22 protein-coding genes and 1 other annotated feature are annotated in these 26710 nt (G+C 57.7%); of the genes, 10 read left to right on the forward strand and 12 right to left on the reverse strand.

Annotation, left to right across the window (positions count from 1 at the left end; translation table 11 throughout):
- Positions 1 to 1781 precede the first annotated feature (1781 nt).
- From plaP to FHW76_RS02595, 4 genes are all read right to left on the reverse strand, one after another.
- Complete coding sequence (gene plaP, locus FHW76_RS02580) at positions 1782 to 3140, reverse strand: putrescine/proton symporter PlaP (protein ID WP_004148994.1); 1359 nt, start codon at positions 3138 to 3140, stop codon at positions 1782 to 1784.
- Positions 3130 to 3192 (reverse strand): membrane protein YoeI, encoded by a 63-nt coding sequence (yoeI, locus tag FHW76_RS26620; RefSeq protein ID WP_096335043.1) that lies wholly within the window; start codon positions 3190 to 3192, stop codon positions 3130 to 3132. Before yoeI ends, plaP begins: the two co-directional genes overlap by 11 nt.
- A gap of 237 nt (positions 3193 to 3429) precedes the next feature.
- Positions 3430 to 4320 carry a LysR family transcriptional regulator gene (locus FHW76_RS02590; protein ID WP_110218873.1) on the reverse strand — a complete coding sequence of 297 codons (891 nt, stop codon included), beginning with the start codon at positions 4318 to 4320 and terminating at the stop codon, positions 3430 to 3432.
- A 38-nt stretch (positions 4321 to 4358) separates the two neighbouring features.
- Positions 4359 to 5183 carry an SDR family oxidoreductase gene (locus tag FHW76_RS02595; protein WP_008804116.1) on the reverse strand — a complete coding sequence of 275 codons (825 nt, stop codon included), beginning with the start codon at positions 5181 to 5183 and terminating at the stop codon, positions 4359 to 4361.
- 176 nt (positions 5184 to 5359) lie between these two features.
- Between FHW76_RS02595 and hisL the strand changes: the two genes are divergently transcribed.
- From hisL to hisIE, 9 genes are all read left to right on the forward strand, one after another.
- Complete coding sequence (gene hisL / locus FHW76_RS02600) at positions 5360 to 5410, forward strand: his operon leader peptide (RefSeq protein ID WP_004899375.1); 51 nt, start codon at positions 5360 to 5362, stop codon at positions 5408 to 5410.
- Positions 5386 to 5508 (forward strand) — a sequence feature (His leader region). It overlaps the preceding gene by 25 nt.
- 47 nt (positions 5509 to 5555) lie before the next feature.
- Positions 5556 to 6455, forward strand: a complete 900-nt coding sequence (hisG, locus tag FHW76_RS02605) for an ATP phosphoribosyltransferase (protein WP_002912152.1) — start codon at positions 5556 to 5558, stop codon at positions 6453 to 6455.
- Positions 6456 to 6494: 39 nt separating this feature from the next.
- On the forward strand, positions 6495 to 7799 hold the full coding sequence (hisD, locus tag FHW76_RS02610) for a histidinol dehydrogenase (RefSeq protein WP_008804115.1): 1305 nt from the start codon (positions 6495 to 6497) through the stop codon (positions 7797 to 7799).
- A complete protein-coding gene (gene hisC / locus FHW76_RS02615; protein WP_049009659.1) occupies positions 7796 to 8857 on the forward strand; it encodes a histidinol-phosphate transaminase in 1062 nt (353 codons plus the stop codon). The genes hisD and hisC overlap by 4 nt, the downstream gene beginning before the upstream one ends.
- Positions 8854 to 9921, forward strand: a complete 1068-nt coding sequence (gene hisB / locus FHW76_RS02620) for a bifunctional histidinol-phosphatase/imidazoleglycerol-phosphate dehydratase HisB (protein ID WP_008804114.1) — start codon at positions 8854 to 8856, stop codon at positions 9919 to 9921. The genes hisC and hisB overlap by 4 nt, the downstream gene beginning before the upstream one ends.
- On the forward strand, positions 9921 to 10511 hold the full coding sequence (gene hisH, locus FHW76_RS02625) for an imidazole glycerol phosphate synthase subunit HisH (RefSeq protein WP_008804113.1): 591 nt from the start codon (positions 9921 to 9923) through the stop codon (positions 10509 to 10511). The genes hisB and hisH overlap by 1 nt, the downstream gene beginning before the upstream one ends.
- A complete protein-coding gene (gene hisA, locus FHW76_RS02630) occupies positions 10511 to 11248 on the forward strand; it encodes a 1-(5-phosphoribosyl)-5-[(5-phosphoribosylamino)methylideneamino]imidazole-4-carboxamide isomerase (protein WP_004152515.1) in 738 nt (245 codons plus the stop codon). The genes hisH and hisA overlap by 1 nt, the downstream gene beginning before the upstream one ends.
- Positions 11230 to 12006 carry an imidazole glycerol phosphate synthase subunit HisF gene (gene hisF / locus FHW76_RS02635; RefSeq protein WP_008804112.1) on the forward strand — a complete coding sequence of 259 codons (777 nt, stop codon included), beginning with the start codon at positions 11230 to 11232 and terminating at the stop codon, positions 12004 to 12006. Before hisA ends, hisF begins: the two co-directional genes overlap by 19 nt.
- The gene (hisIE, locus tag FHW76_RS02640) at positions 12000 to 12596 is read left to right on the forward strand and encodes a bifunctional phosphoribosyl-AMP cyclohydrolase/phosphoribosyl-ATP diphosphatase HisIE (protein WP_049009661.1); all 597 of its coding nucleotides are present in this window, start codon (positions 12000 to 12002) and stop codon (positions 12594 to 12596) included. The genes hisF and hisIE overlap by 7 nt, the downstream gene beginning before the upstream one ends.
- 38 nt (positions 12597 to 12634) lie before the next feature.
- Here hisIE and wbdC read toward each other — a convergent pair whose 3' ends face one another.
- From wbdC to FHW76_RS02680, 8 genes are read right to left on the reverse strand one after another with little or no spacing between them, the layout of a single operon-like run.
- Positions 12635 to 13750, reverse strand: coding sequence for an N-acetyl-alpha-D-glucosaminyl-diphospho-ditrans,octacis-undecaprenol 3-alpha-mannosyltransferase WbdC (gene wbdC / locus FHW76_RS02645; protein ID WP_004184789.1), 1116 nt, complete (start codon positions 13748 to 13750; stop codon positions 12635 to 12637).
- A 9-nt stretch (positions 13751 to 13759) separates the two neighbouring features.
- Positions 13760 to 14905, reverse strand: a complete 1146-nt coding sequence (locus FHW76_RS02650; protein ID WP_022065008.1) for a glycosyltransferase family 1 protein — start codon at positions 14903 to 14905, stop codon at positions 13760 to 13762.
- A 46-nt stretch (positions 14906 to 14951) separates the two neighbouring features.
- Complete coding sequence (gene wbdA, locus FHW76_RS02655; protein WP_023297945.1) at positions 14952 to 17474, reverse strand: polymannosyl GlcNAc-diphospho-ditrans,octacis-undecaprenol 2,3-alpha-mannosylpolymerase WbdA; 2523 nt, start codon at positions 17472 to 17474, stop codon at positions 14952 to 14954.
- Between the two features lie 10 nt (positions 17475 to 17484).
- Complete coding sequence (locus tag FHW76_RS02660; protein WP_064170405.1) at positions 17485 to 19611, reverse strand: bifunctional 2-polyprenyl-6-hydroxyphenol methylase/3-demethylubiquinol 3-O-methyltransferase UbiG; 2127 nt, start codon at positions 19609 to 19611, stop codon at positions 17485 to 17487.
- A 19-nt stretch (positions 19612 to 19630) separates the two neighbouring features.
- The gene (gene wzt / locus FHW76_RS02665) at positions 19631 to 20926 is read right to left on the reverse strand and encodes an O9 family O-antigen export ABC transporter ATP-binding subunit (RefSeq protein WP_012541096.1); all 1296 of its coding nucleotides are present in this window, start codon (positions 20924 to 20926) and stop codon (positions 19631 to 19633) included.
- Positions 20927 to 20928: 2 nt separating this feature from the next.
- A complete protein-coding gene (gene wzm, locus FHW76_RS02670; protein ID WP_012541095.1) occupies positions 20929 to 21714 on the reverse strand; it encodes an O9 family O-antigen export ABC transporter permease subunit in 786 nt (261 codons plus the stop codon).
- A gap of 5 nt (positions 21715 to 21719) precedes the next feature.
- Entirely contained in the window at positions 21720 to 23102 is a 1383-nt protein-coding gene (gene rfbK, locus FHW76_RS02675; RefSeq protein ID WP_183476181.1) for an O9 family phosphomannomutase RfbK, read from the reverse strand.
- Positions 23103 to 23124: 22 nt separating this feature from the next.
- Positions 23125 to 24540 carry a mannose-1-phosphate guanylyltransferase/mannose-6-phosphate isomerase gene (locus FHW76_RS02680; protein WP_012967599.1) on the reverse strand — a complete coding sequence of 472 codons (1416 nt, stop codon included), beginning with the start codon at positions 24538 to 24540 and terminating at the stop codon, positions 23125 to 23127.
- Between the two features lie 1077 nt (positions 24541 to 25617).
- Here FHW76_RS02680 and FHW76_RS02685 point away from each other — a divergent pair.
- On the forward strand, positions 25618 to 26622 hold the full coding sequence (locus FHW76_RS02685) for an NAD-dependent epimerase (protein WP_183476184.1): 1005 nt from the start codon (positions 25618 to 25620) through the stop codon (positions 26620 to 26622).
- Positions 26623 to 26710 lie beyond the last annotated feature (88 nt).

Below are 26710 nucleotides of genomic sequence, written 5' to 3' on the forward strand. Positions count from 1 at the left end.
AGAGACATAACGCAGAAAACTAACCGGGAGCGCAATGTGCGCTGAAGCCACACGTGATAACGCTTTTCCCGGGCTGAGAACGTGGTAAACCGATAACAGTCTCCACCGCCGCCGGGCAATACATCAGGCTCCGTGCCCAACATGTTGCCGGGTGGCGCTTCGCTTACCCGGCCTACAAAGACATTTACATATAAGAAGGTTACTCAACACAGTAGGCCCGGCAAGCGCCGCGCCGCCGGGCAAGGACAGCGGGCGCGGAGCCGCTTTTGTGCCGGGTGGCGCTTCGCCTGACCCCGCCTACAGCCCCAAATCACCACTGGATCAGGAGCCACTGAAACTGCCGGTGCTGGCGGCCTCAAAATCGCTGAGACGTTCCCGTAAGGCCGGGGCAGCCCGCATGGATGCGGGCTGAGGGCCGTGTTTTGCACGGACGCTGCCTCGGCCCGACCCGAAGCCTGCAGGGATAAGTCGAAGGTACCACGAAGTGGCGATTTTGCTGGCCGGAGCCCGGGGGTACAGGGGGCGGCGGCGACTGGCCGCCCCCTGTGCGCTCCCTGCGCCATGAGAGACATAACGCAGAAAACTAACCGGGAGCGCAAACTACGCTGAAGCCACAGATAACATAAACAACCACACTGCAGTGCTTCCCCTCACCCTAACCCTCTCCCGGAGGGAGAGGGAACCGTCCGGTCGTCGTTTCCGTGCCCAACATATTGCCGGGTGGCGGCTGCGCCTGACCCGGCCTACAACCCCAAATCACCACTGGATCAGGGGCCACTGAAACTGCCGGTGCTGGCGGCCTCAAAATCGCTGAGACGTTCCCGGCAGGCCGGGGCAGCCCGCATGGATGCGGGCTGAGGGCCGTGTTTTGCACGGACGCTGCCTCGGCCCGACCCGAAGCCTGCAGGGATAAGTCGAAGGTACCACGCAGTGGCGATTTTGCTGGCCGGAGCCCGGGGGTACAGGGGGCGGCGGCGACTGGCCGCCCACTGTGCGCTCCCTGCGCCATGAGAGACATAACGCAGAAGACTAACCGGGAGCGCAAACTACGCTGAAGCCACAGATAACATAAACAACCACACTGCAGTGCTTCCCCTCACCCTAACCCTCTCCCGGAGGGAGAGGGAACCGTCCGGTCGTCGTTTCCGTGCCCAACATATTGCCGGGTGGCGGCTGCGCCTGACCCGGCCTACAACCCCAAATCACCACTGGATCAGGGGCCGCTGAAACTGCCGGTGCTGGCGGCCTCAAAATCGCTGAGACGTTCCCGGCAGGCCGGGGCAGCCCGCATGGATGCGGGCTGAGGGCCGTGTTTTGCAGGGACGCTGCCTCGGCCCGACCCGAAGCCTGCAGGGAAAAGTCGAAGGTACCACGAAGTGGCGATTTTGCTGGCCGGAGCCCGGGGGTACAGGGGGCGGCGGCGACTGGCCGCCCCCTGTGCGCTCCCAGCACCATAAGAGACATAACGCAGAAAACTAACCGGGAGCGCAAACTACGCTGAAGCCACAGATAACATAAACAACCACACTGCAGTGCTTCCCCTCACCCTAACCCTCTCCCGGAGGGAGAGGGAACCGTCCGGTCGTCGTTTCCGTGCCCAACATATTGCCGGGTGGCGCTTCGCTTACCCGGCCTACATAACCATTAAATTTCAGAAGGTTAACCATCACCGTAGGCCCGCGCAAGCGCAGCGCCGCCGGGCAAAAGGTATCGCACCGGGCCAAACGAAAAAAAAGCCGGAGGTTTCCCTCCGGCTTTTCTCATTTACATCACGCTATGCCTTAGGCCACATCTTCATACTGCGGCACCGGGTTGCGGAAGCTTTTGGTCACGCAGGCCAGATAGACCAGACCGATACCGGCCCAGATCAGGCCCAGAATCATCGAGCTCTCTTCCAGGTTGACCCACAGCGCGCCAACGGTCAGGGCGCCGCACATCGGCAGGAACAGATACTGGAAGTGGTCTTTCAGCGTCTTGTTGCGTTTCTCACGGATCCAGAACTGCGAAATCACCGACAGGTTAACGAAGGTAAACGCTACCAGCGCACCAAAGTTAATCAGCGCCGTCGCCATCACCAGGTCGAAGTTAATCGCCAGCAGCGCAATAGCACCGACCAGGATGATGTTCATCGCCGGGGTGCGCCAGGTCGGGTGAACGTAGCCGAAGAAGCTTTTCGGGAACACGCCGTCGCGGCCCATCACGTACATCAGACGCGCCACGCCAGCGTGCGCCGCCATACCGGACGCCAGCACGGTGATGGTGGAGAAGATCAGCGCGCCAACCTGGAAGGCTTTACCTGCTACGTAGAGCATAATTTCCGGCTGTGACGCATCCGGATCTTTAAAGCGCGAGATGTCCGGGAAGTACAGCTGCAGGAAGTAGGTGGCAAAGATGAAGATCAGGCCGCCAATCAGCGCGGTCAGGAAGATCGCCCGCGGGATGACGCGCTCTGCATCTTTGGTCTCTTCAGACAGGTTGCTGATGCCGTCGAAGCCGGTAAACGAGAAGCACAGGATCGTCGCCCCGGTAATCATCGGGATCACGTGCGCGTCACCGGACCAGAACGGACGGCTGCTGGCCAGCGTACCGGCGCCTTCGCCTTCAAACACGCCATAAATCACCATGCCGAGAATAACGGCAATCAGCACCACCTGCAGCACCACGATCACGGTGTTGAAGTTGGCCACGGATTTAATACTGCGCAGGTTAAAGGCGGTCATAAAGGCGACCAGTGCGATAACAAACACCCACGACGGAATCGAAGGCACCAGCGCTTCAAAATAGATTTTCGCCAGCAGAATGTTGATCATCGGCGCGAACAGGTAGTCGAGCAGCGAGGACCAACCCACCATAAAGCCAACGGTCGGGCTGATGGATTTCTGCGCATAGGTATACGCCGAGCCGGCAGAAGGGTAACGACGTACCAGCTTGCCATAGCTCAGGGCAGTAAACAGAATGGCGATTAACGCAAAGGCGTAGGCCGTCGGCACGTGACCGTCGGTCATACCAGAGACGATACCAAACGTATCGAACAGCGTCATCGGCTGCATATAGGCCAGGCCCATCATTACAACCGGAACTAACGTAAGCGTTTTACGTAATTCCACGCGAGAGGTATTTGGAGTAGCGTTATGCGACATAGTTATCCCCTTTTACGGTGAACGCCAGCGCGTAAGCAAAAAATTGCCCCATTTCTTTCTATTCCTCAGCGACAACGACTGTCGGTTTTTAGTAAATATCTATCCGGTACGAAGCCCGGCCTCTTGGTATTGAATGATGTGTCTTTCGACCAAAAAAATAACCGACACTTTTAAAAAAAGCGTCGGCTAGTCTCTGGTTTTCAGGCCGCATATTTTGCAACAAATTCAACGGCGTTGACAAGATGTTATGAAGTTCATTGCGTAAGCATATTTTTTAACGTGCTAATATCTATACGATTTCCGTATGATAAATTGTAAAAATAGCACTATTTGCTAATAGCGTTTCCCGCCACCACTTGCTGGCCAAACCGCAGGTGGCGTCATTCCAGGCGATCCAGGCATGCTGGCGGGGCGACAGCCCGCGAACCGCCATGCTGATGAGCTCGCCGCTCTCCAGCAGCCCCTGCACCTGGTAACGCGGCAGACAGCCCCAGCCCAGCCCCATGCGCAGCAGCGCCAGCTGCCCCGCGGCGTCACACACCGTCAGGGTCTCCTGATCGCTGAGCAGCGCCCCGCCCTCGCCGGTGGCCACCGCCCGGTAACGGCGCAGGGTCCGCCAGCTCAGCGGAGCGCGGTGTCGCGCCAGCGGATGCTGCGGGGAAACCACCAGCAGCAGCTCCAGCTCACCGAGGGAGAGATAGTCATAGCCGCTCAGCGGCGGCGGCTCGCCGAGGGCGCCCAGCAACAGATCGGCCTGCCCGTCGGTCAGCGGCCGCCAGTCCAGCAGCGAGGGGTTCAGCGTGAAGTGCAGCCGGGTCAGCGGCTGTTGTTGATAAAATGCGGCGATCAGCGGCGAAAGCTGCGCCACGGGAAAAGTGCAGTCCACCGTCAGGCGGAGGGTGTGCTCCCACCCCTGCTGCAGCTTGACCGCCCGGATCTCCAGTTCGCGAGCGATATGCAGCACCTCCCGCCCTTTCTCCAGCAGCATTTGTCCGGTGGGGGTAAAGCGCGCGCGGTGGCCGCTGCGGTCAAGCAGCTGAATATTGAGATCGCTTTCCAGCCGGTGAATGGTGTAGCTCAGCGCCGAGGGCGTTTTAAAGAGCTTTGCCGACGCGGCGGCAAAGCTCCCCTCTTTTTCCAGCGCGTCGAGGATCACAAGGACATCCAGCAGTGGTTTCATCGCTACCCCCTTACGGTATGCGAATCACCGCTGGTAGATCACTCCATCGGCATCACCAGCGGATCGGGGTACTGGTACTCAAACCCCAGCTCATTGCAGATACGATTGCCATCCACAATCTTGCCCTGACCGCCGTCCGGGCTGTCGCTGAACACCGGCGGCGGCAGCCCCAGTTCACGGGCCATTTGCGGATAAAAGAGGCCACGCGCCGGATGGCGGGGCGCACATAGATTATAGATGTGCCCGCCCTTCGGGGCCTGCAACAGCAGTTCGATAGCGGCCACCACATCCTGCAAATGCACCAGATTGACCACGTGCTGGCCATCCGGCGCCGACTTGCCGGCAAAAAAACGTCCCGGATGACGGGAAGGTCCCACCAGCCCGGCCAGACGCAGAATATCCACCGAGGTTCCCGGCAGGTTGTGCAGCCAGTCCTCCAGCTCCTTGAGCACCTGCCCGCTGGCGGTTTGCGGCAGACGCGGGGAGTTCTCTTTCACCGTGCCGTTGACGTTGCCATACACCGAGGTGGAACTGGTGAAGACGATCCGCGGAATATGGTGCGCCAGCGCGGTATCGACAATCTCCTGCACCGCCTGCAGATAAAACCCTTCTCCCGCCCCGGTACGCCGGGCCGGCAGCGTGATCACCAGCGCATCGACGTTCATCAGCGCGTCGAGGTCCTCGGTATCACAGACCAGCTGCGGCTCCAGGCGCAGCGGATAGCTGTCAATCCCGCACATCCGCGCCGCCTCCACGCCATCCTGCGTGGTTTTACTGCCGGTGACCTGCCAGCCTCGCGCCATCAATGACAGCGCCAGCGGCATCCCCAGCCATCCCAAACCGACTATCGCGACCTTTTTCATCCCAGGCTCCTGACTCTTTCGCTGTGCTGATTACAGGCTACGCCAGCCTGCGGCAACTGACAATTTCTTCGCTCAATGTGAAATGAATTAATGATAGAAAAAAGCCCTTGCTTTCTGCGGCGGAAGTGGTTTAGGTTAAAGGACATCAAATGCATAGTCATTCACAGAGAATTTTTATGAACCGCGTTCAATTTAAACACCACCATCATCACCATCATCCTGACTAGTCTTTCAGGCGATGTGTGCTGGAAGACATTTGGATCTTCCAGTGGTGCATGAACGCGCAGAGAGCCCCCGGAAGATTCACTTCCGGGGGCTTTTTTTTGGACCAAATTCGGACAGATTCAGACAGGTATTCAGAGGAAAAGAACAATGTTAGACAACACCCGTTTACGCATAGCTATTCAGAAATCAGGCCGTTTAAGCGAAGATTCACGCGAATTACTCAGCCGCTGCGGCATTAAAGTCAATTTGCACACCCAGCGTCTGATTGCGCTTGCGGAAAATATGCCAATCGACATTCTGCGCGTGCGTGATGACGATATCCCGGGCCTGGTGATGGACGGTGTTGTCGACCTCGGCATTATCGGCGAAAACGTGCTGGAAGAAGAGCTGCTCAGCCGCCGCGCTCAGGGCGAAGACCCGCGCTACTTCACCCTGCGTCGTCTCGACTTCGGCGGCTGCCGCCTGTCGCTGGCGACCCCGGTGGATGAAGCCTGGAACGGCCCGGCGGCGCTGGACGGCAAACGCATCGCCACCTCTTACCCGCACCTGCTGAAGCGCTACCTCGATCAAAAAGGTATCTCTTTTAAATCCTGTCTGCTGAACGGCTCCGTGGAAGTGGCGCCGCGCGCCGGCCTCGCCGACGCCATCTGCGACCTCGTCTCCACCGGCGCCACCCTGGAAGCCAACGGTCTGCGCGAAGTGGAAGTGATCTACCGCTCCAAAGCCTGCCTGATCCAGCGCGACGGCGAGATGGCCGACGCCAAACAGCAGCTGATTGACCGCCTGCTGACCCGTATTCAGGGCGTGATCCAGGCCCGCGAGTCGAAATACATCATGATGCACGCTCCGACCGAACGCCTGGAAGAAGTGGTTGCCCTGCTGCCGGGCGCCGAGCGTCCGACTATTCTGCCGCTGGCAGGCGACAAGCAGCGCGTGGCGATGCACATGGTCAGCAGCGAAACCCTGTTCTGGGAGACCATGGAAAAACTGAAAGCGCTGGGCGCCAGCTCCATTCTGGTGCTGCCGATTGAGAAGATGATGGAGTAATCGGCCAGCCGGTCACGGGACACACAGGGGAAAACAATCATGAGCTTCAACACAATCATCGACTGGAACGGCTGTAGCGCAGACCAACAGCAACAACTCTTAACGCGCCCGGCGATTTCCGCCTCCGACAGCATCAGTAAAACGGTGGCGGAGATCCTCGATAACGTCAAAGCCAACGGCGACGCGGCGCTGCGCGAATACAGCGCAAAGTTTGATAAAACCACCGTCGCCGCGCTGCAGGTGAGCGAGGCGGAGATCGCCGCCGCCGGCGAACGCCTCAGCGACGAGCTGAAGCAGGCGATGGCGGTGGCGGTGAAAAACATCGAGACCTTCCACAACGCGCAACAGCTGCAGGCGGTGGATGTCGAAACGCTGCCGGGGGTGCGCTGCCAGCAGGTCACCCGCCCTATCGCCTCCGTCGGGCTGTATATTCCGGGCGGCTCGGCGCCGCTGTTCTCCACGGTGCTGATGCTGGCGACGCCGGCGCGCATCGCCGGCTGTCAGCAGGTGGTGCTCTGCTCGCCGCCGCCGATCGCCGATGAGATCCTCTATGCCGCGCAGCTGTGCGGCGTGAAAACCATCTTTAACGTCGGCGGCGCCCAGGCCATCGCCGCCCTCGCCCTCGGGACCGAGTCGGTGCCGAAGGTGGATAAAATCTTTGGCCCGGGTAACGCTTACGTCACGGAAGCCAAACGTCAGGTCAGCCAGCGTCTGGACGGCGCAGCCATCGACATGCCGGCCGGCCCGTCGGAAGTGCTGGTGATCGCCGACAGCGGCGCCACCCCGGACTTTGTCGCCTCCGACCTGCTGTCGCAGGCGGAACACGGCCCGGACTCGCAGGTGATCCTCCTGACCCCGGACGCCGACCTCGGCAGCCGCGTCGCTGAGGCCGTCGAACGCCAGCTGGCCGCCCTGCCGCGCGCGGAAACCGCCCGCGTGGCCCTCTCCGCCAGCCGGATCATCGTGGCCCGCGACCTGGCGCAGTGCGTGGCTATCTCCAACCAGTATGGTCCGGAGCACCTGATCATTCAGACCCGTCAGGCCCGCGAGCTGGTGGACAGCATCACCAGCGCCGGTTCGGTTTTCCTCGGCGACTGGTCACCGGAATCCGCGGGCGATTACGCCTCGGGCACCAACCACGTCCTGCCGACCTATGGGTATACCGCCACCTGTTCGAGCCTCGGCCTGGCCGACTTCCAGAAGCGGATGACCGTGCAGGAACTGTCGCGCGACGGCTTTGCCGCCCTCGCCTCAACGATTGAGATCCTGGCCGCCGCCGAGCGCCTTGACGCCCACAAAAACGCCGTAACGCTGCGCGTTGCCGCCCTGAAGGAGCAAGCATGAGCATTGAAGATTTAGCCCGCGCCAACGTCCGTGCGCTGACCCCGTATCAATCCGCTCGCCGTCTGGGCGGCAAAGGCGACGTCTGGCTGAACGCCAACGAATTCCCGACCGCCGTGGCTTTCCAGCTTACCGCGCAAACGATGAACCGCTATCCGGAGCCGCAGCCGAAGGCAGTCATCGAGAGCTACGCCCGCTACGCCGGCGTCAAACCAGAGCAGGTGCTGGTCAGCCGCGGCGCCGACGAAGGGATTGAGCTGCTGATCCGCGCTTTCTGTGAGCCCGGCAAAGACACGCTACTCTACTGCCCGCCCACCTACGGCATGTACAGCGTCAGCGCCGAGACCATCGGCGTCGAATGCCGCACCGTGCCGACCCTCGCCGACTGGCAGCTCGACCTGCCGGGTATCGAGGCGCAGCTGGACGGCGTGAAGGTGGTCTTTGTCTGCAGCCCGAACAACCCGACCGGTCAGATCATCGATCCGCAGTCGATACGCGACCTGCTGGAGATGACCCGCGATAAAGCCATCGTGGTCGCCGACGAAGCCTATATTGAGTTCTGCCCGCAGGCGACGCTCGCCGGCTGGCTCAGCGACTATCCGCACCTGGTGGTGCTGCGCACGCTGTCCAAAGCCTTCGCCCTCGCCGGCCTGCGCTGCGGTTTCACCCTCGCCAACGCCGAGGTGATTAACGTGCTGCTGAAAGTGATCGCTCCGTATCCGCTCTCCACGCCAGTGGCCGATATCGCCGCCCAGGCGCTGAGCGCGGAAGGCATCGCGGCGATGCGCCAGCGCGTGGCGCAGATCCTCGACGAGCGCCGCTACCTGGTGGAACAGCTGCGCGGCATCGCCTGCGTGGAGCAGGTCTTCGATTCCGAGGCGAACTACGTTCTGGCGCGGATAACCGCCTCCAGCGCAGTGTTTAAATCTTTGTGGGATCAGGGCATTATCTTACGTGACCAGAATAAACAACCTTCATTGAGCGGCTGTTTGCGTATCACTATCGGTACCCGTGCTGAGAGCCAGCGCGTGATTGACGCCTTGACTGCGGAGAATGTATGACCCAGAAGTATCTCTTTATTGACCGTGACGGCACCCTGATTTCCGAACCGCCGGTGGATTTCCAGGTGGACCGTTTCGACAAGCTGGCGTTTGAGCCGCAGGTGATCCCGGCGCTGCTGAAGCTGCAGCAGGAAGGCTATAAGCTGGTGATGATCACCAACCAGGATGGCCTGGGAACCGACAGTCTGCCGCAGGAAGCATTTGATGGCCCGCACAACCTGATGATGCAGATCTTCGCCTCGCAGGGCGTCAATTTCGAAGAGGTGCTGATTTGTCCGCACTTCCCGGGCGACAACTGCGCCTGCCGCAAACCGAAAACGCAGCTGGTGTTGCCGTGGCTGGAAGACGGCGTACTGGATAAAAGCCACAGCTATGTGATTGGCGACCGGGCCACCGACCTTGAGCTGGCGGATAACATGGGGATTACCGGCCTGCGCTATGACCGTGAGACCCTGGACTGGCCGACCATCAGCGAGCAGCTGACCCGCCGCGACCGCTATGCCCACGTCGAGCGCATCACCAAAGAGACCCAGGTGGACGTGAAGGTGTGGCTGGACCGCGAAGGCGGCAGCAAGATCCACACCGGCGTCGGCTTTTTTGACCATATGCTCGACCAAATCGCCACCCATGGCGGCTTCCGCATGGAGATTAACGTCGGCGGCGATCTGTACATCGACGATCATCACACCGTGGAAGATACCGGCCTGGCCCTCGGCGAAGCCCTGAAGCTGGCGCTTGGCGACAAGCGCGGCATCAACCGCTTCGGCTTCGTGCTGCCGATGGACGAGTGTCTCGCCCGCTGCGCGCTGGATATCTCCGGCCGTCCGCACCTGGAGTATAAGGCGGACTTCACCTATCAGCGCGTCGGCGATCTGAGCACCGAGATGGTGGAACACTTCTTCCGCTCGCTCTCTTACACCATGGCGGTGACCCTGCACCTGAAAACCAAGGGCAAGAACGATCACCACCGCGTGGAGAGCCTGTTCAAAGCCTTTGGCCGTACGCTGCGCCAGGCGATCCGCGTCCAGGGCGATGCCCTGCCGTCTTCCAAAGGGGTGCTGTGATGAATGTGGTGATCCTTGATACCGGGTGCGCCAACCTCAATTCGGTGAAATCGGCGATTGGCCGCCACGGCTATGAGCCGGTGGTCAGCCGCGATCCGGAGGTGGTATTGCGTGCCGATAAACTGTTTCTTCCCGGCGTCGGCACCGCCCAGGCGGCGATGGACCAGCTGCGCGACCGCGATCTGATCGACCTGATCAAAGCCTGTACCCAGCCGGTGCTGGGGATTTGCCTGGGCATGCAGCTGCTCGGCAAGCGCAGCGAGGAGAACAACGGCGTCGATCTGCTGGGCATTATCGAAGAAGAGGTGCCGAAGATGACCGACCACGGTCTGCCATTGCCGCACATGGGCTGGAACCGGGTGTATGCCAAAGCAGGCGATCGTCTGTTCCGCGGCATTGAAGAAGGCGCGTATTTCTACTTCGTGCACAGCTACGCCATGCCGGTCAACCCGTACACCATCGCCCAGTGCAATTACGGTGAGGCGTTCACCGCCGCGGTGCAGAAAGATAACTTCTTTGGCGTGCAGTTCCACCCGGAGCGCTCCGGGAGCGCCGGGGCGCAGCTGCTGAAAAACTTCCTGGAGATGTGATGATTATTCCTGCTTTAGATTTAATCGACGGCACCGTCGTTCGTCTCCACCAGGGCGATTACGGCCAGCAGCGCGACTATGGCAGCGATCCGCTGCCGCGCCTGCAGTCCTATGCCGCTCAGGGGGCGGAAGTCCTGCACCTGGTCGACCTGACCGGGGCGAAGGATCCGGCGAAACGCCAGATCCCCTTGCTGAAATCGCTGGTCGCCGGCGTTGACGTCCCGGTACAGGTTGGCGGTGGCGTGCGGACCGAAGCGGATGTCGCGGCCCTGCTTGAGGCCGGCGTCGCCCGCGTGGTGGTCGGCTCCACCGCGGTGAAGTCCCCGGAGGAAGTGAAAGGCTGGTTTAAACGCTTTGGCCCTGAACGGCTGGTGCTTGCGCTCGACGTGCGCATTGACGCCGACGGCAACAAGCAGGTGGCGGTCAGCGGCTGGCAGGAAAACTCCGGCGTGACGCTGGAGGAACTGGTGGAAAGTTATCTGCCGGTCGGCCTGCAGCATGTGCTGTGCACCGATATCTCCCGCGACGGAACGCTGGCAGGCTCTAACGTCTCGCTGTACGAGGAAGTCTGCGCCCGCTACCCGCAGGTGGCGTTTCAGTCATCCGGCGGCATCGGCGATCTCAAAGATATTGCCGCGCTGCGCGGCACCGGGGTGCGCGGCGTGATTGTCGGTCGCGCGCTGCTGGAAGGTAAATTCAACGTAACGGAGGCCATTCAATGCTGGCAAAACGGATAATCCCCTGCCTCGACGTCCGCGACGGCCAGGTAGTGAAAGGCGTGCAGTTCCGTAATCACGAGATCATTGGCGACATCGTCCCGCTGGCCAAGCGCTATGCCGACGAAGGGGCCGACGAACTGGTGTTCTATGATATCACCGCCTCCAGCGACGGCCGGGTGGTCGACAAGAGCTGGGTGTCGCGCGTGGCGGAAGTGATCGACATTCCTTTCTGCGTGGCGGGTGGGATCAAGTCGCTGGAAGACGCGGCGCAGATCCTCTCCTTCGGCGCCGATAAGATTTCGATTAACTCCCCTGCTCTCGCCGACCCGACGCTGATCACCCGCCTTGCCGACCGCTTTGGCGTGCAGTGCATTGTGGTGGGGATTGATACCTGGTTTGATGCAGAGACCGGCAAATATCACGTCAACCAGTATACCGGCGACGAGACCCGCACCCGAGTGACACAGTGGGAAACCCTCGACTGGGTGGAGGAAGTGCAGAAGCGCGGCGCGGGCGAGATCGTCCTCAATATGATGAACCAGGACGGGGTGCGCAACGGTTACGACCTGCAGCAGCTGGCGAAGGTTCGCGCGGTGTGCCATGTCCCGCTGATCGCCTCCGGCGGCGCGGGCACCATGGAACACTTCCTCGAAGCCTTCCGCGACGCCAACGTTGACGGCGCGCTGGCGGCCTCGGTATTCCACAAACAGATTATTAATATTGGCGAACTGAAAGCGTACCTGGCGGCACAGGGCGTGGAGATAAGGGTATGTTGACTGAACAGCTGGACTGGGAAAAAACGGACGGCATGATGCCGGCCATCGTGCAGCACGCCGTATCCGGCGAAGTGCTGATGCTGGGCTACATGAACAAGGAGGCGCTGGAGAAAACCGAAGCCACCGGCAAGGTCACCTTTTACTCACGCACCAAACAGCGACTGTGGACCAAGGGTGAAACCTCGGGCAATGTCCTCAACGTAGTGAGCATCACGCCGGACTGTGACAACGATACGCTGCTGGTGCTGGTGAACCCGATCGGGCCGACCTGCCATAAAGGCACCACCAGCTGCTTCGGCGAAACCGGCCACCAGTGGCTGTTCCTCTATCAGCTGGAGCAGCTGCTGGCCGAGCGTAAGCACGCCGACCCGGAGAGCTCCTACACGGCGAAGCTGTACGCCAGCGGCACCAAGCGTATTGCGCAGAAAGTGGGGGAAGAAGGCGTGGAGACCGCGCTGGCCGCCACGGTGAACGACCGCTTCGAGCTGAAGAATGAGGCGTCGGATTTGATGTATCACCTGCTGGTGCTGCTGCAGGACCAGGGGCTGGATTTCGGGGAAGTGATTGATAATCTGAAGAGTCGTCACTAACGCGTTAACCCCCGCCGCAACGGCGGGGGTAGCAGGCCTCAGGATTTGCTTTCCAGCAGCGTAGTGTAGAGATTGACGTAAGCGTCAATCATATGGTCGGCAGTAAACATCTCTTCAAAACGACGACGCGAGTTTTCGCCATAGCGGCTGGCGGTTTCATCGTTATGCCAGAGCTCATTCATCGCCTCCACCAGCGCCTGACTGTCATTCGGCGGGATCACACAGCCATTCACTTTGTCCTGGTTAATGAACGAGGTCCCGGTGCCGATCTCGCAGGAGATCAGCGGCCTGGCGAAGCGCGCGCCTTCCAGTAACGTAATGCCAAACGCCTCGGAGCGCAGATGCGAGGGGAAGACCACGCCCCGGCAGAGCTGGAAGAGAATGTATTTATCTTCGTCGTTGAGCATGCCGGTAAACACCACATTGCTCAGCCCGCGTTGCTGCGCCTCACGCCGCACTTCCGCCTCCAGCGGCCCGCCCCCGACGATCACCACCGGCAGCCGGCTACGCTCGGCGGCATCCAGCAGAATGTGCAGCCCTTTGTAGTAGCGGAAAGCGCCAACGAAGAGGAAGAAGTTATCGCCGACGGTTTCCCGCCAGTGCGCCACCCGCTGCGGATCGTGCTGCACGTCATGCTGCTCCAGACCAAACGGGATCACCACGGTTTTATCCTGATATTTTTTCAGGGTCTGGCTGGAGGCCACGTAGTTGGGCGACGAGGCGACGATGCAGTCTACGCTGGCGAGGAATCGCTCCTGCAGCGGCTGGTACAACTTCATTAACCGTTTTTGTTTCACAATATCCGAGTGATAGGTCACCACCGTTCTGGCGTCAGGCCGCGCCGAGAGATGCAACATATCCATGAATGGAAACGGAAAATGGTAGTTGATGATGTCGTAATCATCTTTAATCTGCTTAAAACGCTTTAACGCTTTCAACGAAAACGGCGTGGAGGCAATTTCAAAAAGCTGCTTATTATAAATGACCCGATGGTCTTCGTAGGCGACAGGACCTGTCTCTTTGTCCGGGCTAAAAGTAAAAACATCGGCTGCGATTCCCCGGCGGGCGCAGCCCTGACTTAGCTGATAAATGACCTGCTCAATACCGCCGTAGGTATCGGGATAGTAGGTCTTATAGACGTGTAGAACTCTCAACTGACACCCTTAGAGTAATTTATAGGCGTTAATGGTCTGGGTCGTACAGTTCTCCCACGAAAACTGTTTCGCCTGGGCAAGACCGCGCGCGGTGGCGACTTCCCGCCAGCTATCATCCTGCAGGCTCTGCAAAATATGCGCGCTAATCGCGTCTACATCATTAGGATCGGCAACGAGGCCGGCATCGCCAACCACCTCAGGCAAAGAAGTGACATTGGAACATACTACCGGCACACCGCAAGACATCGCTTCAAGAATAGGTAAACCGAATCCCTCATAGAAAGAGGGATAAACAAAGGTTCTGGCCGCCGCGTACAGATAAGGCAGGTCTTCATCCGGGACATAGCCCAGGTAACGGATCCACCCTTCACGCGTACCGCGCTCGACTAACTGCCACAACACATCGTCTTCCCATCCGCGATAACCGCTGAGGATCAGCGGGTAGCGCATGCGGGTCTCCATCGGCAGCAGCTGATAGGCCTGCAGCAGACCGCGGATATTTTTACGCGGCTCCATGGTGCCGATATATAACGCATACCCCTGCCACGCCAGCTGATATTTCTGCAGGACCGGCAGGCACTCCGCCGGGCTGCGCGGAATATAGTCGCTGCTGCAGGCCAGCTTGGTGGTGACGATCCGATCCGCCGGATAGTTGAACAGGCGGATGATTTCACTGCGCGAGAAGTCGGAGACGGTCAGGATCAGCTTCGCCGAATCCAGGCTCTCGTGCAGGGACTTCTCCATATAGCGAACCCGATCTTTTGGATGATATTCCGGGCAGGTAAAAATGGAGATGTCATGAAACGTGGTCACGGCGCGTTCCAGGCGATGCGGCAGATAGAAATTGGGACCATGGTAAATGTAGTCTTTGTAATCGCGCAATGCCCACGCCTGGCGCCGCGGATGCAGCAGGCGATACGCCTCAATCAGCAGCGGCTGGCGACGCAGAAACGCCGACAGACGACCATGATTGCTGGCTTTGGTATCGCTTTTATTCTCCACCTGGGGGATCTGATCGATAAACGACGCGCCGTGAAACAGCTTCAGCTCTTCGATTTCACGGGCAACCGCCAGCCGCTTAACCAGCTCCAGGGAATACCGACCGATGCCCGTTAATGGGTATTTAATTGGCTCAGTAGCAAAAATAATTTTCATAACGAACTCATCACAAGGGCCACCGGAGTAGCCCTGTTGATAGCGATTATTGCTTCGCGGCTGGCGCGATAATCGGCAGGTTTTTCAGGAGAAATTCCGCGCTCTGTTTCCAGGTTAACCAGTTGATATTTTCGGAACGAGGATGCGCGTTTTGCTCGTACAGGGCTAACCACTCTTCTACCGCCTTCGCGATGTCGGACGGCGCTTCACCGGAGAAATACCAGGCATGTTCCTGAGCAATCTCTTTAAACACCGGAATGTCGCGAATAATCACTGGCAGCTTTTTCTGCGCCGCTTCAATCAACGGCAGGCCAAAGCCTTCTCCCTGCGAGGCAAAGATCAGCGCGCGTGAACGAGCGTATAGCTCGGCCAAAAACTCGTCGCTGATATTCTGCAGCCAGAAGAGCTTTTTGTTCAGCTGCGGATGATGGCGTAATTTTTCGCACAAGCTGTCAACGTTCCAGCCCTGTTTGCCGACGATAAACAAGTTGTAGTCTTTGCCCTCGCGCCACAGTTCCTCGAAGGCGGCCAGCGTCTGGGCATGGCCTTTGCGCGGCTCCATGGTACCCACCATGATAAATGACGGGGCTGCAGCCATCGTTGCTAACAGCGCCTGTGCATTATCCGGCATGCCAGTGGACGGTACGCTGGCATCGAGGTCGGCTCCCAGATGGAAGTTGCTGACGGTCAGCAGCGGGTTCGGTTTCACCCAATGGCGATTTTCCGCAATCCACGCTTTCACATCCTCGGCAACGCTGGCAGAGACGCAGATCAGCCGATCGGCGTGCTCTGCGAGGCAGGACAGCCAGATCGGGAATTCACGCTGAATGCCTTCGATACTCCACTCCGGGCGGCGTAATGGCAGAATATCATGCACCACGAAGCAGGCGAACGCCCCGGCGGCGCGCATGCTGTCAATTTGCGTCACCACCTCCGGGAAGAGATGCGCGGTCAGATCGGTGGCGATAAGCACATCGTCTTTGCTGAACAGCACCGGTTCATCAGCGCCAAATTCGCCCGGGAAATGACTGGACAGATATTGGTTGGCGTAGCGATAACACTCGCCAGGGGTGTAGTAGACAGCGGAAACCTCGTAACCCGGCACGCCAGATTTCAGTAATTCGCTGAGGATACTGCGCGAGACGCGCTGGATCCCGGTCTTCGCGTCATGTTTCGCCAGAACCGAAATGTCCACCAGCAGCTTGCGGGAATGGCGCTTAAAGCTATTGCGCGCAACCGCCCATGCCAGACCAAGACGGTCGACTTCGCTCAGCGCATCGATTTTCTGCATCGTCTGGATACGGGAGGCGGTCACGCTTTCCGCCTGCCCGGCATTCGCCTCTTGGGACGACTGCAGCAGACGAGTGAAACCCTCGATCGCCAGATGGGCGGTATTGGCCCACGAGAATTTGGCCGACTGCGCGAGAGCATGCGCTTTCAGCTCACGATAAAACGCCTCATCGGTCAGCGCCTTTTCCATGACCCGGCGAATGTCCTGCACATCATGCGGATTGAACATGGCATCTTCCCAGCCAATGACTTCCGGCAGGCTGGTAATGTTTGAACCCAGGGTCGCGGCCCCACAGCGCATCGCTTCCAGCGGCGGCAGGCCGAATCCCTCATGCAGCGACGGGAACACAAACAGTTTGCACAGGTTGTACAAGGCAATCAGATCGTCGTCGGTCAGGAACCCAGTAAAGATAAGCTGGCTGCGTGACAGGCCATAGCTTTCCGCCAGACGCAGAATACGCTCCAGATCTTCAGGATGCACCTTATACGCGAGCACCATCGGATAGCGCTGCTGCAGTTCGGCAGGCAACATGCTGTAAGCATGAATAAGCGCTTCAATGTTTTTCCGCGGCTCGATCATCGCCAGCGTTAGGATAAACTCATCCGGCAGGCTGTATTTGTCTTTTAAAGACTGAATACGCTCAGCAGAATAATCGATCACCGCAAACTCTTCGCCCACCGCCGAGGAGATGTTCAGTACCCGATCGCTGGCGATGTCGGTATATTCGATCACTTCCTGAGCTGCCGACTGCGAAATAGCGAAGATCGCATCTGCCCGCTCAAATTCCGCCAGCTTGTTCATATAAAACTCACGGAAATTCGGATCGCCGAGGTAACGCTCTTTATTTAACAGCGGGATCAGATCGTGGCATACGCACACCGTCTTCCAGGGCACATTATCCGCCGGAATAGACACGGTATAACTATCCCCATGGCCTTCGAAGAAGCTAATAACATAGACGATATCAGGCGCGATATTGGCGATAGCGATATCGCGGGCCGCCTGGGCTGCCTTGCTACGACCGTGGTTTTCGATGTTGCAATAGGCCGTTGGCGCAACGGCTGAGAAGATGAACATATCTTCATCCGTCAGCAGGTCCCGATAGGCCATTTTAACATCATTAATATTATCAATGGGATACATACCATTGATCAAAATACTGACGCGATGCTCACCGGCATTTTCAATAATGGCGCGGCTCATGGCCAGGGTACTGCGACCGATACCGCGGAATTTACTTTCCGACTGGTAACCCTGGACATCAATCAAAATATGCAAGTTAATCTCCTTATTTATTTTTCGTTAGTTTGAGATAAATTTCGTAAACCTCCGGAGGTAAAAGCTCCGGATGCATCACTTGCAGTTCAGTCTGCGATAAAATCTGCGCATCAGCCTGATACTGACTGTGCGGCAGTGGATTCATACGACGATACAAACGATAGGCTGGCTGATAAAGGCCCAGCTTATGTAAACCATTTACCGCGGTATGTTTTACCTGCGGATGTTTTCTCATAAACGAGAAAACAAACCGCAAGACGCGCTTAATAAAATGTTTACACCGCTGCACGAAACCATACTGCCTCAGCAAATGGATCTGCAGGCCCAGATAACGATAACCTTTGGTCATTCTCCAGGAACGGCTGCGATGGATTTTTTCGATTTCCTGGCGAAGCTGCTGGTTTTCGTTGCTTAAATGGTGGATCTCCCGGTTAGCGGCTTCCAGTCGCTGCAGTAGCTCAGCGGTTTCAGGGGGCAACTCGGGCTGAACGTCAGCCTGGGCGTGCGCTTGCGCCGACTGCAACAGCGCCGCCAGCTGCTCCATATTCTCACCAAGCCAGGTGAGTTCATGGCTGACTTCCACTGGCTGTTGAGCTTTCTCGACGAACGCATCCTGAGCGGCCTGCAGCTGAGCCATCTGCTGCTCCAGAGTATGGATTTGGCCGCGCAACGCTTCTGAGCCGGCGCTTTCATGACGCACCCGGGACTGGAGCTCCAGCAGCACCGTCTCCTGAGCGATGATCCACTGTTCCGTCGCCCCGCGCTGCTGTTCAGCTGAAGGCAGCTTCGCTTTCTTCTCGAACAGCGCCAACAGCAGGGCAAAGTTCCAGCGTTCAACCGGCTCCTGCCAGACCGCATACAGCCAGTTAGACCACGGCTGGGGCAGATTAAACGGATGAACAGGCGCCGAGCGCCAGAAACCAGTCCAGCTTTTGTTTTCGGCAAACAGCTCATTCACAAACACGAAGAACGACTGGACAAGGTTCGTCGGCCAGCTGCAGTCCTGCGGCGTGGTAACGATAGAGCCGAAGTCGATTAAGCGGGCATGCTGTCGGGCATCGACCATCACGTTCCACGGGCGTACATCGTCATGCCAGAACCCTTGTTTCTCCAGCGCCGCTAAGGAACGAAGCAAGCTACCGAGGATTTTTTCACGATCGATCTCCTCCCCGGCTGCCAGCATATCGCTCAGCAAACGACCCGGGAGTTTTTCCATCACCAGCCAGCCAGACTGAGCATTTTCGCCGTGGGCCAGTAATGCGGGCGCGTCAAAGCCCGCTGGCGGTTGCGCCAGGAACTTTATTTCATTATGCAGTTCATGTTTATTACGCTGGCTCTCTTCCGCCGTCAGGATGCCGTGGGGCATGTCGTAATAGAAAAACTTGCATACATAATCTTCGCCAAAGAAGTAGCGACGGCTGCGCTTATGCGCCAGGCCGGCCCCGGCATAGGGCTGATTCTGCCAGTGCTGGAACGGCTGATTAAAATCGTTGATCAGCACCCGGTGGTTGCTGACCAGGTACATCGGGCGCGGTACGGGGGATAAATGGGTGTCAAACTCACCGATCAGGCGATAAAACGCGCACTGCTCAATCAGTTCGCGCGGGTCGTCCGGCTGAGAAACGCCCCAGTAAAGCGGTTCTTCTTTCACCGCCAGCTCAAGGATCACCGCCTGGGTGACATCGGCCAGGCGCGAGAGCAGACGTTTAACTTCATCGATACCATGAAGGTGAACAATATGGTGAAACACGCTTAAGCCAATGGCCAGATCAAACTCGCCCTCTTCCAGCGCGGCGATCACCTCTTCAATTCTGCCTACCCGGAACTCGGCGGCAAAATCGGGGTTCTCTTCGGCCAGCGCGCGGCACACGTTAATATTTTCCTGCTGGAAATCGATACCAACGATAGTCGCGCCTTTGCTTGCCAGACTCAGGCTAAAAAAGCCCTGCGCGCAGCCCAGATCGAGAACGTTAAGCGGGCGCCCCAGCGCACGGGATAAGTTATCGTACTGTTCGGTAATCAAATCGAGGCGTTGATTACAATCACGAGCGGCGTCGCCATCCCATTCGGGATGGCCAAAAATAGTTTGATAAATCTCAGGTAATTCGCTAACCAGCGTGTTTAAGTCTTTAGTCATGGAATCGTTTTTCTCAACGTCATTGGTAGCTAGTAAAGGACGACTTAAGATCGATGACACCCCAGAAATCCATGCTCTTGGTCACATGTAAAATAATGGAGTCGTAACGTCTGTCCAGCGGCGTCATATCCGTCTGTGGGTTGCCGGCAGAGATACCAAATGACAGCAGGTAATCGCCACTGTTTAAATCAACCGGAAGGCTAAATTTAAAGACCCGAACATCGCCGCGGGAAACCGAAATATTTTCCCGCCCTTCAGAGGCGAGGAAAGAGTTGGTTCCGTAGAGGAATAAGCCATCGAGGGTCTTAATCAGGATGCCTGGCACCACGCAATCAAAATCGTATTCAAACACGACCTTCATCAGAAAATCGGTCTGCTGATTGCCCGTCAGTGAGGGAGGAAAATCAACCCCGGCGCTCTGGATATGATAATCGATGATTTTCGCGCCACCCTGCCCCCAGCGATATTCTTCCGGACGGTAGCCTGGGCGCGTGTGGTACACATCTTCAATCTCATCGAGAGACATCTGGCTTTCGCCACTGGCTGACGAGATAGCCGTTGCGCTTTTTGTCGCGCTGTCTTTATCCGGTTTGCCAAACAGCTCATCCAGGTAACGGTTGGTCACGTCGCGGGCGGTGCCGTCCATGCAGATGTCACCATTTTTGAGGAAAATGGCGCGGTCGCAGTGCTTGACGATATCCCCGGCGCTGTGGGAAACCAGTAGCAGCGTGGTCCCCTGCTTTTTGAAGTCCGCGATGCGAGCATAGCATTTCGCCTGAAAACGGGAGTCACCCACGGAGAGCGCTTCATCGACGATCAGAATATCCGGCCGGGAGGCCGTGGCGACAGCGAACGCCAGGCGCATTTGCATACCGCTGGAATAGATGCGCACGGGCTCTTCAATGTAGTCGCCAATATCGGCGAAGGCTTCGATCTCCGGCATTAAGCGCTCGATCTCTTCCCGGCCCAGGCCCATCATCAGCCCGGACATATACACGTTCTGCCGGCCGGTAAAGTCAGGATGGAAGCCCATGCCCAGCTCCAGCAGCGCGGCGACGCGACCCTGGATTTCAATGCTGCCTTTGGTGGGCTGAGTGGTGCCGGTCAGCAGCTTCAGCAACGTACTTTTACCTGCGCCGTTCACCCCAACAATGCCGACCGCTTCACCGGGTTCAATGCTGAAATTGATATCTTTCAATACCCATTTCTTGCTGTGCCGCGGCTTATCGCCCGGCAGTAGTTTCTCAATGACCCGGTTCCATTTAGATGGATAATATTTATACGCCTTGCCGACGTGCTGAACTTTGATACTCATGATTAAATCTCGTCCACAATATCAGCGGCATGTTTTTTAAATAAACGCCAGGCAAATAAAAACAGAATGACCGACACCACTGTGACCGGAAGCAGCGCCATCCAGTTAGGGCTCTGGTGATAGAGCATCACGTTCTGGTAGGAACCGATAATGGTCGCCATCGGGTTATACGCCAGCAGACCTGATACCCATTCCGGCAGCGTTTTGGATACGTAAACAATCGGCGTAAACCAGAACCAAAACTGCAGCAGGATATTGACGAACTGCCCGACGTCGCGGACAAAAACGTTCAGCACCCCGAGGATAATCCCCAGGCCAAGAGTAAACAGCATCTGGACGATCAGCACCGGAATGATTTCAAAGAAAATCATGCCCGGGAAATTGCCCGTGACGATCAGAAACAGTACAAACAGACCAAAAATGATCAGGAAGTTAATGAACGCCGAGGCGGTGACAATGATCGGTAAACAGATCCGCGGAAAGCTCAGTTTCTTGAGGATATTGGCATTGGTCAGAAAAACGTTGACCAGATTGCCGAGCGTTTCCGTAAACAACCCCCAGGTTAATACCCCGGAACAGAGGTAGATACTGTAGGCAAAAGGACCATCCATGCCCGCCAGGCGGGCACGCATTAACTCTGAAAAAATTAATGTATAGACGGAAATCATGGCGATCGGCTGTAAGATCAGCCATGCCGCGCCTAAAAAACTGGTCTGGTAACGGGACTGAAAGTCCCGTTTAACGCTGTCAATAATAAAGCCACGGTAGCGATAGATCGCTGAAAACATAGGACTCAAAGCGATTCCTCTTTTAACAGGTTGAGCAGCTCGGCGGTTTTCTCATTCATTAACGCCGTATCCGCTCTGGACTCCACGTTCAGACGCACCACCGGCTCGGTATTGGACGTGCGCAGGTTAAAGCGCCACTCAGGGTATTCAATACTGATACCGTCCGTTGTGTCGATGTGTGCGGCCGCCGGCTCATACTGCGCCCGGATGCGCGCTATCGCCTCCGCCGCATTTCCCAGCTTGCGGTTGATCTCCCCCGACGCCGGGAACGCCGCCTGGCGGTCCGCCACCAGCGATTTCAGCGAACTGTTCTTCAGGCACAGCAGCTCCGCCACCAGCAGCCACGGGATCATCCCGCTGTCGCAGTAGGCGAAGTCGCGGAAGTAATGGTGCGCACTCATCTCCCCGCCGTAGATAGCGTCTTCCTGGCGCATCCGCTCCTTGATGAACGCATGCCCGGTCTTCGACATCACCGGCTGGCCGCCGCTCCGGGTCACGATGTCCACCGTGTTCCACGTCAGACGCGGGTCGTGAATGATTTTCGCCCCCGGCTGCTTCTGCAGGAACGCTTCCGCCAGCAGGCCGACAATGTAGTACCCCTCGATAAACGACGCCTCGTCATCGAACAGGAAGCAGCGGTCGAAGTCGCCGTCAAAGGCGATACCCATGTCCGCCTGATGTGCACGCACCGCGTCGGCGGTGTCCTGGCGGCACTCCGGAAGCAGCGGGTTCGGGATACCGTTCGGGAAATGGCCGTCCGGCTGGTGATGCACCTTGATAAAGGTCACCGGCGCCCCGGCCGCCGCGAAGCGTTTCTCCACCTCATCAATCACGTGCCCCGCCGCCCCGTTGCCGGAGTTCACCACCAGCTTCAGCGGACGGGTGAAGTTCGCCAGGTCCACGTAGCCCATCAGGTGGTCGACGTACTCCTTCAGCACCGATATCTGGCGCAGGGTCCCGCGACGCGCCGGGTCCACCGGCGGGAACTGGTTCTCCTCCGCCAGGCGCTGGATATCCCGCAGGCCGGTGTCGCCGCTGATGGGCTTCGCGTTCTCGCGCACCAGCTTCATGCCGTTGTAGTTCATCGGGTTATGGCTCGCCGTCACCTCGATACCGCCGTCCACCCCGAGGTGGAAAGTGGCGAAGTAAATCTCTTCCGTGCCGCTCAGGCCGATATCCAGCACGTCGGTGCCGGCGTCCATCAGCCCGCGGGCCAGCGCCAGCTTCAGCGACTCGCTGGTGAGGCGCACATCGCCCCCCACCACTATCTTCCCGGGTTTCAGAAATCCGCCATAGGCGCGGCCGATACGGTAGGCGATGTCCTCGTTCAGCTCCTCGCCCAGTTCACCACGGATGTCATAAGCCTTAAAGCATGTTAACTGTGTCATTCTGCGTTTTGTCCCGAAAAAATTAGCAACGACCATACTGGTCTTTAATACGAATAATGTCGTCCTCGCCGAGGTACGACCCCGACTGGATCTCCAGCACTTCCAGCGGAATACGGCCCGGGTTTTCCAGGCTGTGCTCGGCGCCAATCGGAATAAAGGTGGACTGGTTCTCGGTCAGCAGGAACTGCTTGCCGTTCACCGTCACCTGGCCGGTGCCGGCGAGAATGACCCAGTGCTCGGCGCGGTGGTGGTGCATCTGCATCGAGAAGGCGCCCCCCGGTTTCACGGTGATGCGGTTGACATTGAAGCGCGGGGTCTGGACCACCACGTCGCAGCGGCCCCAGGGACGGTAAATCTCGCGGTGGCGCTTGTACTCACTGCGCTGGTTCTGCTTGAGGAACTCGACCGCCTTCTTCACGTCCTGGGAACGCTCGCGGTTCATCACCAGCACGGCGTCCTTGGTGCTGACAATCACCAGGTTCTCCACGCCGATGGCCGCCACCAGCTTCTCGTCGCTGTTGATGTAGCAGTTTTCGCTGTTGTGCACCCAGGCGTCACCGCTGAGGACGTTACCCTGCTCGTCTTTCGGGCTGACCTCCCACAGGGCGGACCAGGAGCCGACGTCGCTCCAGTCGGCATCGAGACCGACCACCACCGCGTCGGCGGTTTTCTCCATCACCGCGTAGTCCACGGACTCGTCCGGGCACTCGCAGAAAATGTCATGCGGAATGCTGATGAAGTCGCTGCCGTTGTCGGCGGCATTGACCGCGGCCTGGCAGGCTTCGAGGATATCCGGGCGGAATTTGGCCAGCTCGGAGAGGTATTTTTTGGCGCGGAACATAAACATGCCGCTGTTCCAGTAGTACTCCCCGGAGGCGAGGTAGGCCTCGGCGCGCTCGCGGTCCGGCTTCTCCACGAAGCGGGCAACCTGGTACGGGGTGTGGGCGCTGTCGGTGAGGGCCACGCCGCGCTGGATGTAACCGTAGCCGGTTTCCGGGGCGTTCGGCACGATACCGAAGGTGACCAGATGGCCTTCATCGGCATACTGCTCGGCGACGCGGATGGCGTCGTGGAAGACCGGCTGGTTATTGATGATATGGTCGGCGGCGAGGACCAGCATCAGCGGGTCGTCGCCGTGACGGGTGGCCTGGAGGGCCGCCAGGGCGATGGCCGGGGCGGTGTTGCGCCCGACCGGCTCAAGAATAATGTTGTTGGACAGCTTGTTGAGCTGGCGCAGCTGTTCAGCCACCAGGAAGCGGTGCTCTTCGTTACAGATGACCATCGGTTCATGGATTTCAAGGCCCGAGAGTCGGGTGATGGTTTCCTGCAGCATGGAGTTCTGCCCGTACAGCCGGAGGAACTGTTTCGGGTAAAGCTCGCGAGACATCGGCCAGAGACGACTGCCGGTACCACCAGCCATAATTACAGGAAGTAACATAATGAAATCCTTAAATAAATAATTGCTTTATTTTACTATCAATCAATCGACCGTCAGGTGGCGTGGCCTTTTTGAGGCACGCTACCGCCATTGGCTGTCGCAACCAAAATGCGTACTGCTCCCGTGCTCCAGGCTAAGCGCCACCCTCTTTCGCTTCAGGCTGTCGGCAGATCGTTCAGTCAGCGGCTACAATGACAGCCTGGCGGAACGCGTGTCCTGAAAACCTAAAAGCAGAGATATACCTTCAGGCATATCTCTGCTTTTAACATGCATCTTCCCTCACCTGGCCGCCAAACGCACCACACTTTCCGCATTTGCCGCCGGGTTAACCATCAGGACTTTCTCATTTACGCAGGGCAAAACACATGCCCTTACCGCCACCGAAAAAAGCGCAACGGGCGCCCAGCCGATGCTGGCAACCGTCAGAAAGGAGCGTTTACGACGTGGGGAAAGATAAGAAGAGACATCGCCTTCGCCGCCAGGGAGACCACGCGCATTCAGGCTTGATGGCCCTGTGCACACAACAACGGCGCTATGTTCCGATAGGTGGGATAAACGACTCATGCCTCTACACTGCACATTCCACAAAGAAAATCGTGCGCAGATTATAGCGCTGGTCGGCGGGAATAAAAATAAAAAAGCCTACTGATTAATGGATTACTCAAATGACACACATCATAAACATTCATTAAACAAGCAAAAAAAGAGCAATTTGTTGATATCCATGAAGAAAAGAAAGCCACCATTGCGCGCTTTTAGCCCGTTTGATAAATAAACCGGGCACAAAAAATATAACTTTAAACAAACTTATGCCGGGCTCAATGGGTATTTGTTGCCTTTGTGTTTAGCCACAAATCGCTAAACCGCTGACAAGTCACAAGGTTATTATTCGGATGCTAACAGTCAAATGAGAAACGTTGTTATTTATCACCTTTTGCCACGGTTATTTTGCCAGAAAAAACGTCCTTCACCTCACGTCTGGCGGAGATGACGCGGCAAAGCAAGTGATCCCAACCGCAAGCCAGTGTAAAATCGGCACTTATGTAGAACGGGATATCCACACCCCGGAGGAAAAATATGAAGTTTTTGGTCACTGGTGCCGCAGGTTTTATCGGCTTTCATATCGCGCAGCGCCTGCTGAATGAAGGGCATGATGTTGTCGGGATCGACAACATGAACGACTATTATGACGTCAGCCTGAAGCAGGCCCGTCTGGATCGCCTGGCATCGCCGGCATTCCATTTCCAGCAGCTGGATCTGGCCGACCGGGAAGGTATGGCAAAGCTGTTCGCCGCAGAGCAATTTGATCGCGTGATCCACCTGGCCGCCCAGGCCGGTGTGCGTTACTCGCTGGAAAATCCGTATGCCTATGCGGACGCTAACCTGATGGGTTATCTGAACATTCTGGAAGGCTGCCGCCATACCAAAGTGAAACACCTGGTGTACGCCTCCTCCAGCTCGGTTTACGGCCTCAACCGTAAAATGCCGTTCTCCACCGAAGATTCCGTCGATCATCCGGTCTCCCTGTATGCCGCCACCAAGAAAGCCAATGAGTTGATGGCGCATACCTATTCCCATCTGTACAGCATCCCGACCACCGGGCTGCGCTTCTTTACGGTCTATGGCCCCTGGGGCCGCCCGGATATGGCGCTGTTCAAGTTCACGAAAGCGATGCTGGAAGGCAAAAGTATTGACGTCTACAACTACGGCAAAATGAAGCGCGACTTTACCTATATCGACGACATCGTCGAGGCGGTGGTGCGTGTTCAGGATGTGATCCCGCAGGCTAATGCCGACTGGACCGTTGAGACCGGTTCCCCGGCCACCAGTTCCGCGCCATATCGGGTCTATAACATTGGCAACAGCTCGCCGGTGGAACTGATGGACTACATCACCGCCCTGGAAGAGGCGCTGGGGATGGAAGCGAAGAAGAATATGATGCCGATCCAGCCGGGTGATGTGCTGGACACCAGCGCAGACACCCAACCGCTATATGACCTGGTGGGTTTCAAGCCGCAGACGTCAGTGAAGGAAGGCGTGAAGAACTTCGTCGAGTGGTATAAGGATTACTATCAGATCTAATCCCCTGCCCTGCCGCAATCATCAGGTTGCGGCAACCTCTTCTATGGAACCTCCGTTATCCTGACTATATGTCGACGGAATGCACATT

The organism is Klebsiella sp. RC2, assembly GCF_014192815.1.
Classification (GTDB): Bacteria; Pseudomonadota; Gammaproteobacteria; order Enterobacterales; family Enterobacteriaceae; genus Klebsiella; species Klebsiella variicola.

Excerpts from the sequence above, each read along its gene's own strand:
- hisB (WP_008804114.1), top strand. The coding sequence starts at position 8,854 with ATGACCCAGAAGTATCTCTTTATTGACCGTGACGGCACCCTGATTTCC.
- FHW76_RS02660 (WP_064170405.1), bottom strand. The coding sequence starts at position 19,611 with ATGACTAAAGACTTAAACACGCTGGTTAGCGAATTACCTGAGATTTAT.
- rfbK (WP_183476181.1), bottom strand. The coding sequence starts at position 23,102 with ATGACACAGTTAACATGCTTTAAGGCTTATGACATCCGTGGTGAACTG.
- FHW76_RS02595 (WP_008804116.1), bottom strand. The coding sequence starts at position 5,183 with ATGAAAAAGGTCGCGATAGTCGGTTTGGGATGGCTGGGGATGCCGCTG.
- FHW76_RS02650 (WP_022065008.1), bottom strand. The coding sequence starts at position 14,905 with ATGAAAATTATTTTTGCTACTGAGCCAATTAAATACCCATTAACGGGC.
- hisF (WP_008804112.1), top strand. The coding sequence starts at position 11,230 with ATGCTGGCAAAACGGATAATCCCCTGCCTCGACGTCCGCGACGGCCAG.
- hisC (WP_049009659.1), top strand. The coding sequence starts at position 7,796 with ATGAGCATTGAAGATTTAGCCCGCGCCAACGTCCGTGCGCTGACCCCG.
- hisG (WP_002912152.1), top strand. The coding sequence starts at position 5,556 with ATGTTAGACAACACCCGTTTACGCATAGCTATTCAGAAATCAGGCCGT.
- FHW76_RS02685 (WP_183476184.1), top strand. The coding sequence starts at position 25,618 with ATGAAGTTTTTGGTCACTGGTGCCGCAGGTTTTATCGGCTTTCATATC.
- hisA (WP_004152515.1), top strand. The coding sequence starts at position 10,511 with ATGATTATTCCTGCTTTAGATTTAATCGACGGCACCGTCGTTCGTCTC.
- FHW76_RS02680 (WP_012967599.1), bottom strand. The coding sequence starts at position 24,540 with ATGTTACTTCCTGTAATTATGGCTGGTGGTACCGGCAGTCGTCTCTGG.
- hisH (WP_008804113.1), top strand. The coding sequence starts at position 9,921 with ATGAATGTGGTGATCCTTGATACCGGGTGCGCCAACCTCAATTCGGTG.
- wzm (WP_012541095.1), bottom strand. The coding sequence starts at position 21,714 with ATGTTTTCAGCGATCTATCGCTACCGTGGCTTTATTATTGACAGCGTT.
- wzt (WP_012541096.1), bottom strand. The coding sequence starts at position 20,926 with ATGAGTATCAAAGTTCAGCACGTCGGCAAGGCGTATAAATATTATCCA.
- hisIE (WP_049009661.1), top strand. The coding sequence starts at position 12,000 with ATGTTGACTGAACAGCTGGACTGGGAAAAAACGGACGGCATGATGCCG.
- FHW76_RS02590 (WP_110218873.1), bottom strand. The coding sequence starts at position 4,320 with ATGAAACCACTGCTGGATGTCCTTGTGATCCTCGACGCGCTGGAAAAA.
- hisD (WP_008804115.1), top strand. The coding sequence starts at position 6,495 with ATGAGCTTCAACACAATCATCGACTGGAACGGCTGTAGCGCAGACCAA.
- plaP (WP_004148994.1), bottom strand. The coding sequence starts at position 3,140 with ATGTCGCATAACGCTACTCCAAATACCTCTCGCGTGGAATTACGTAAA.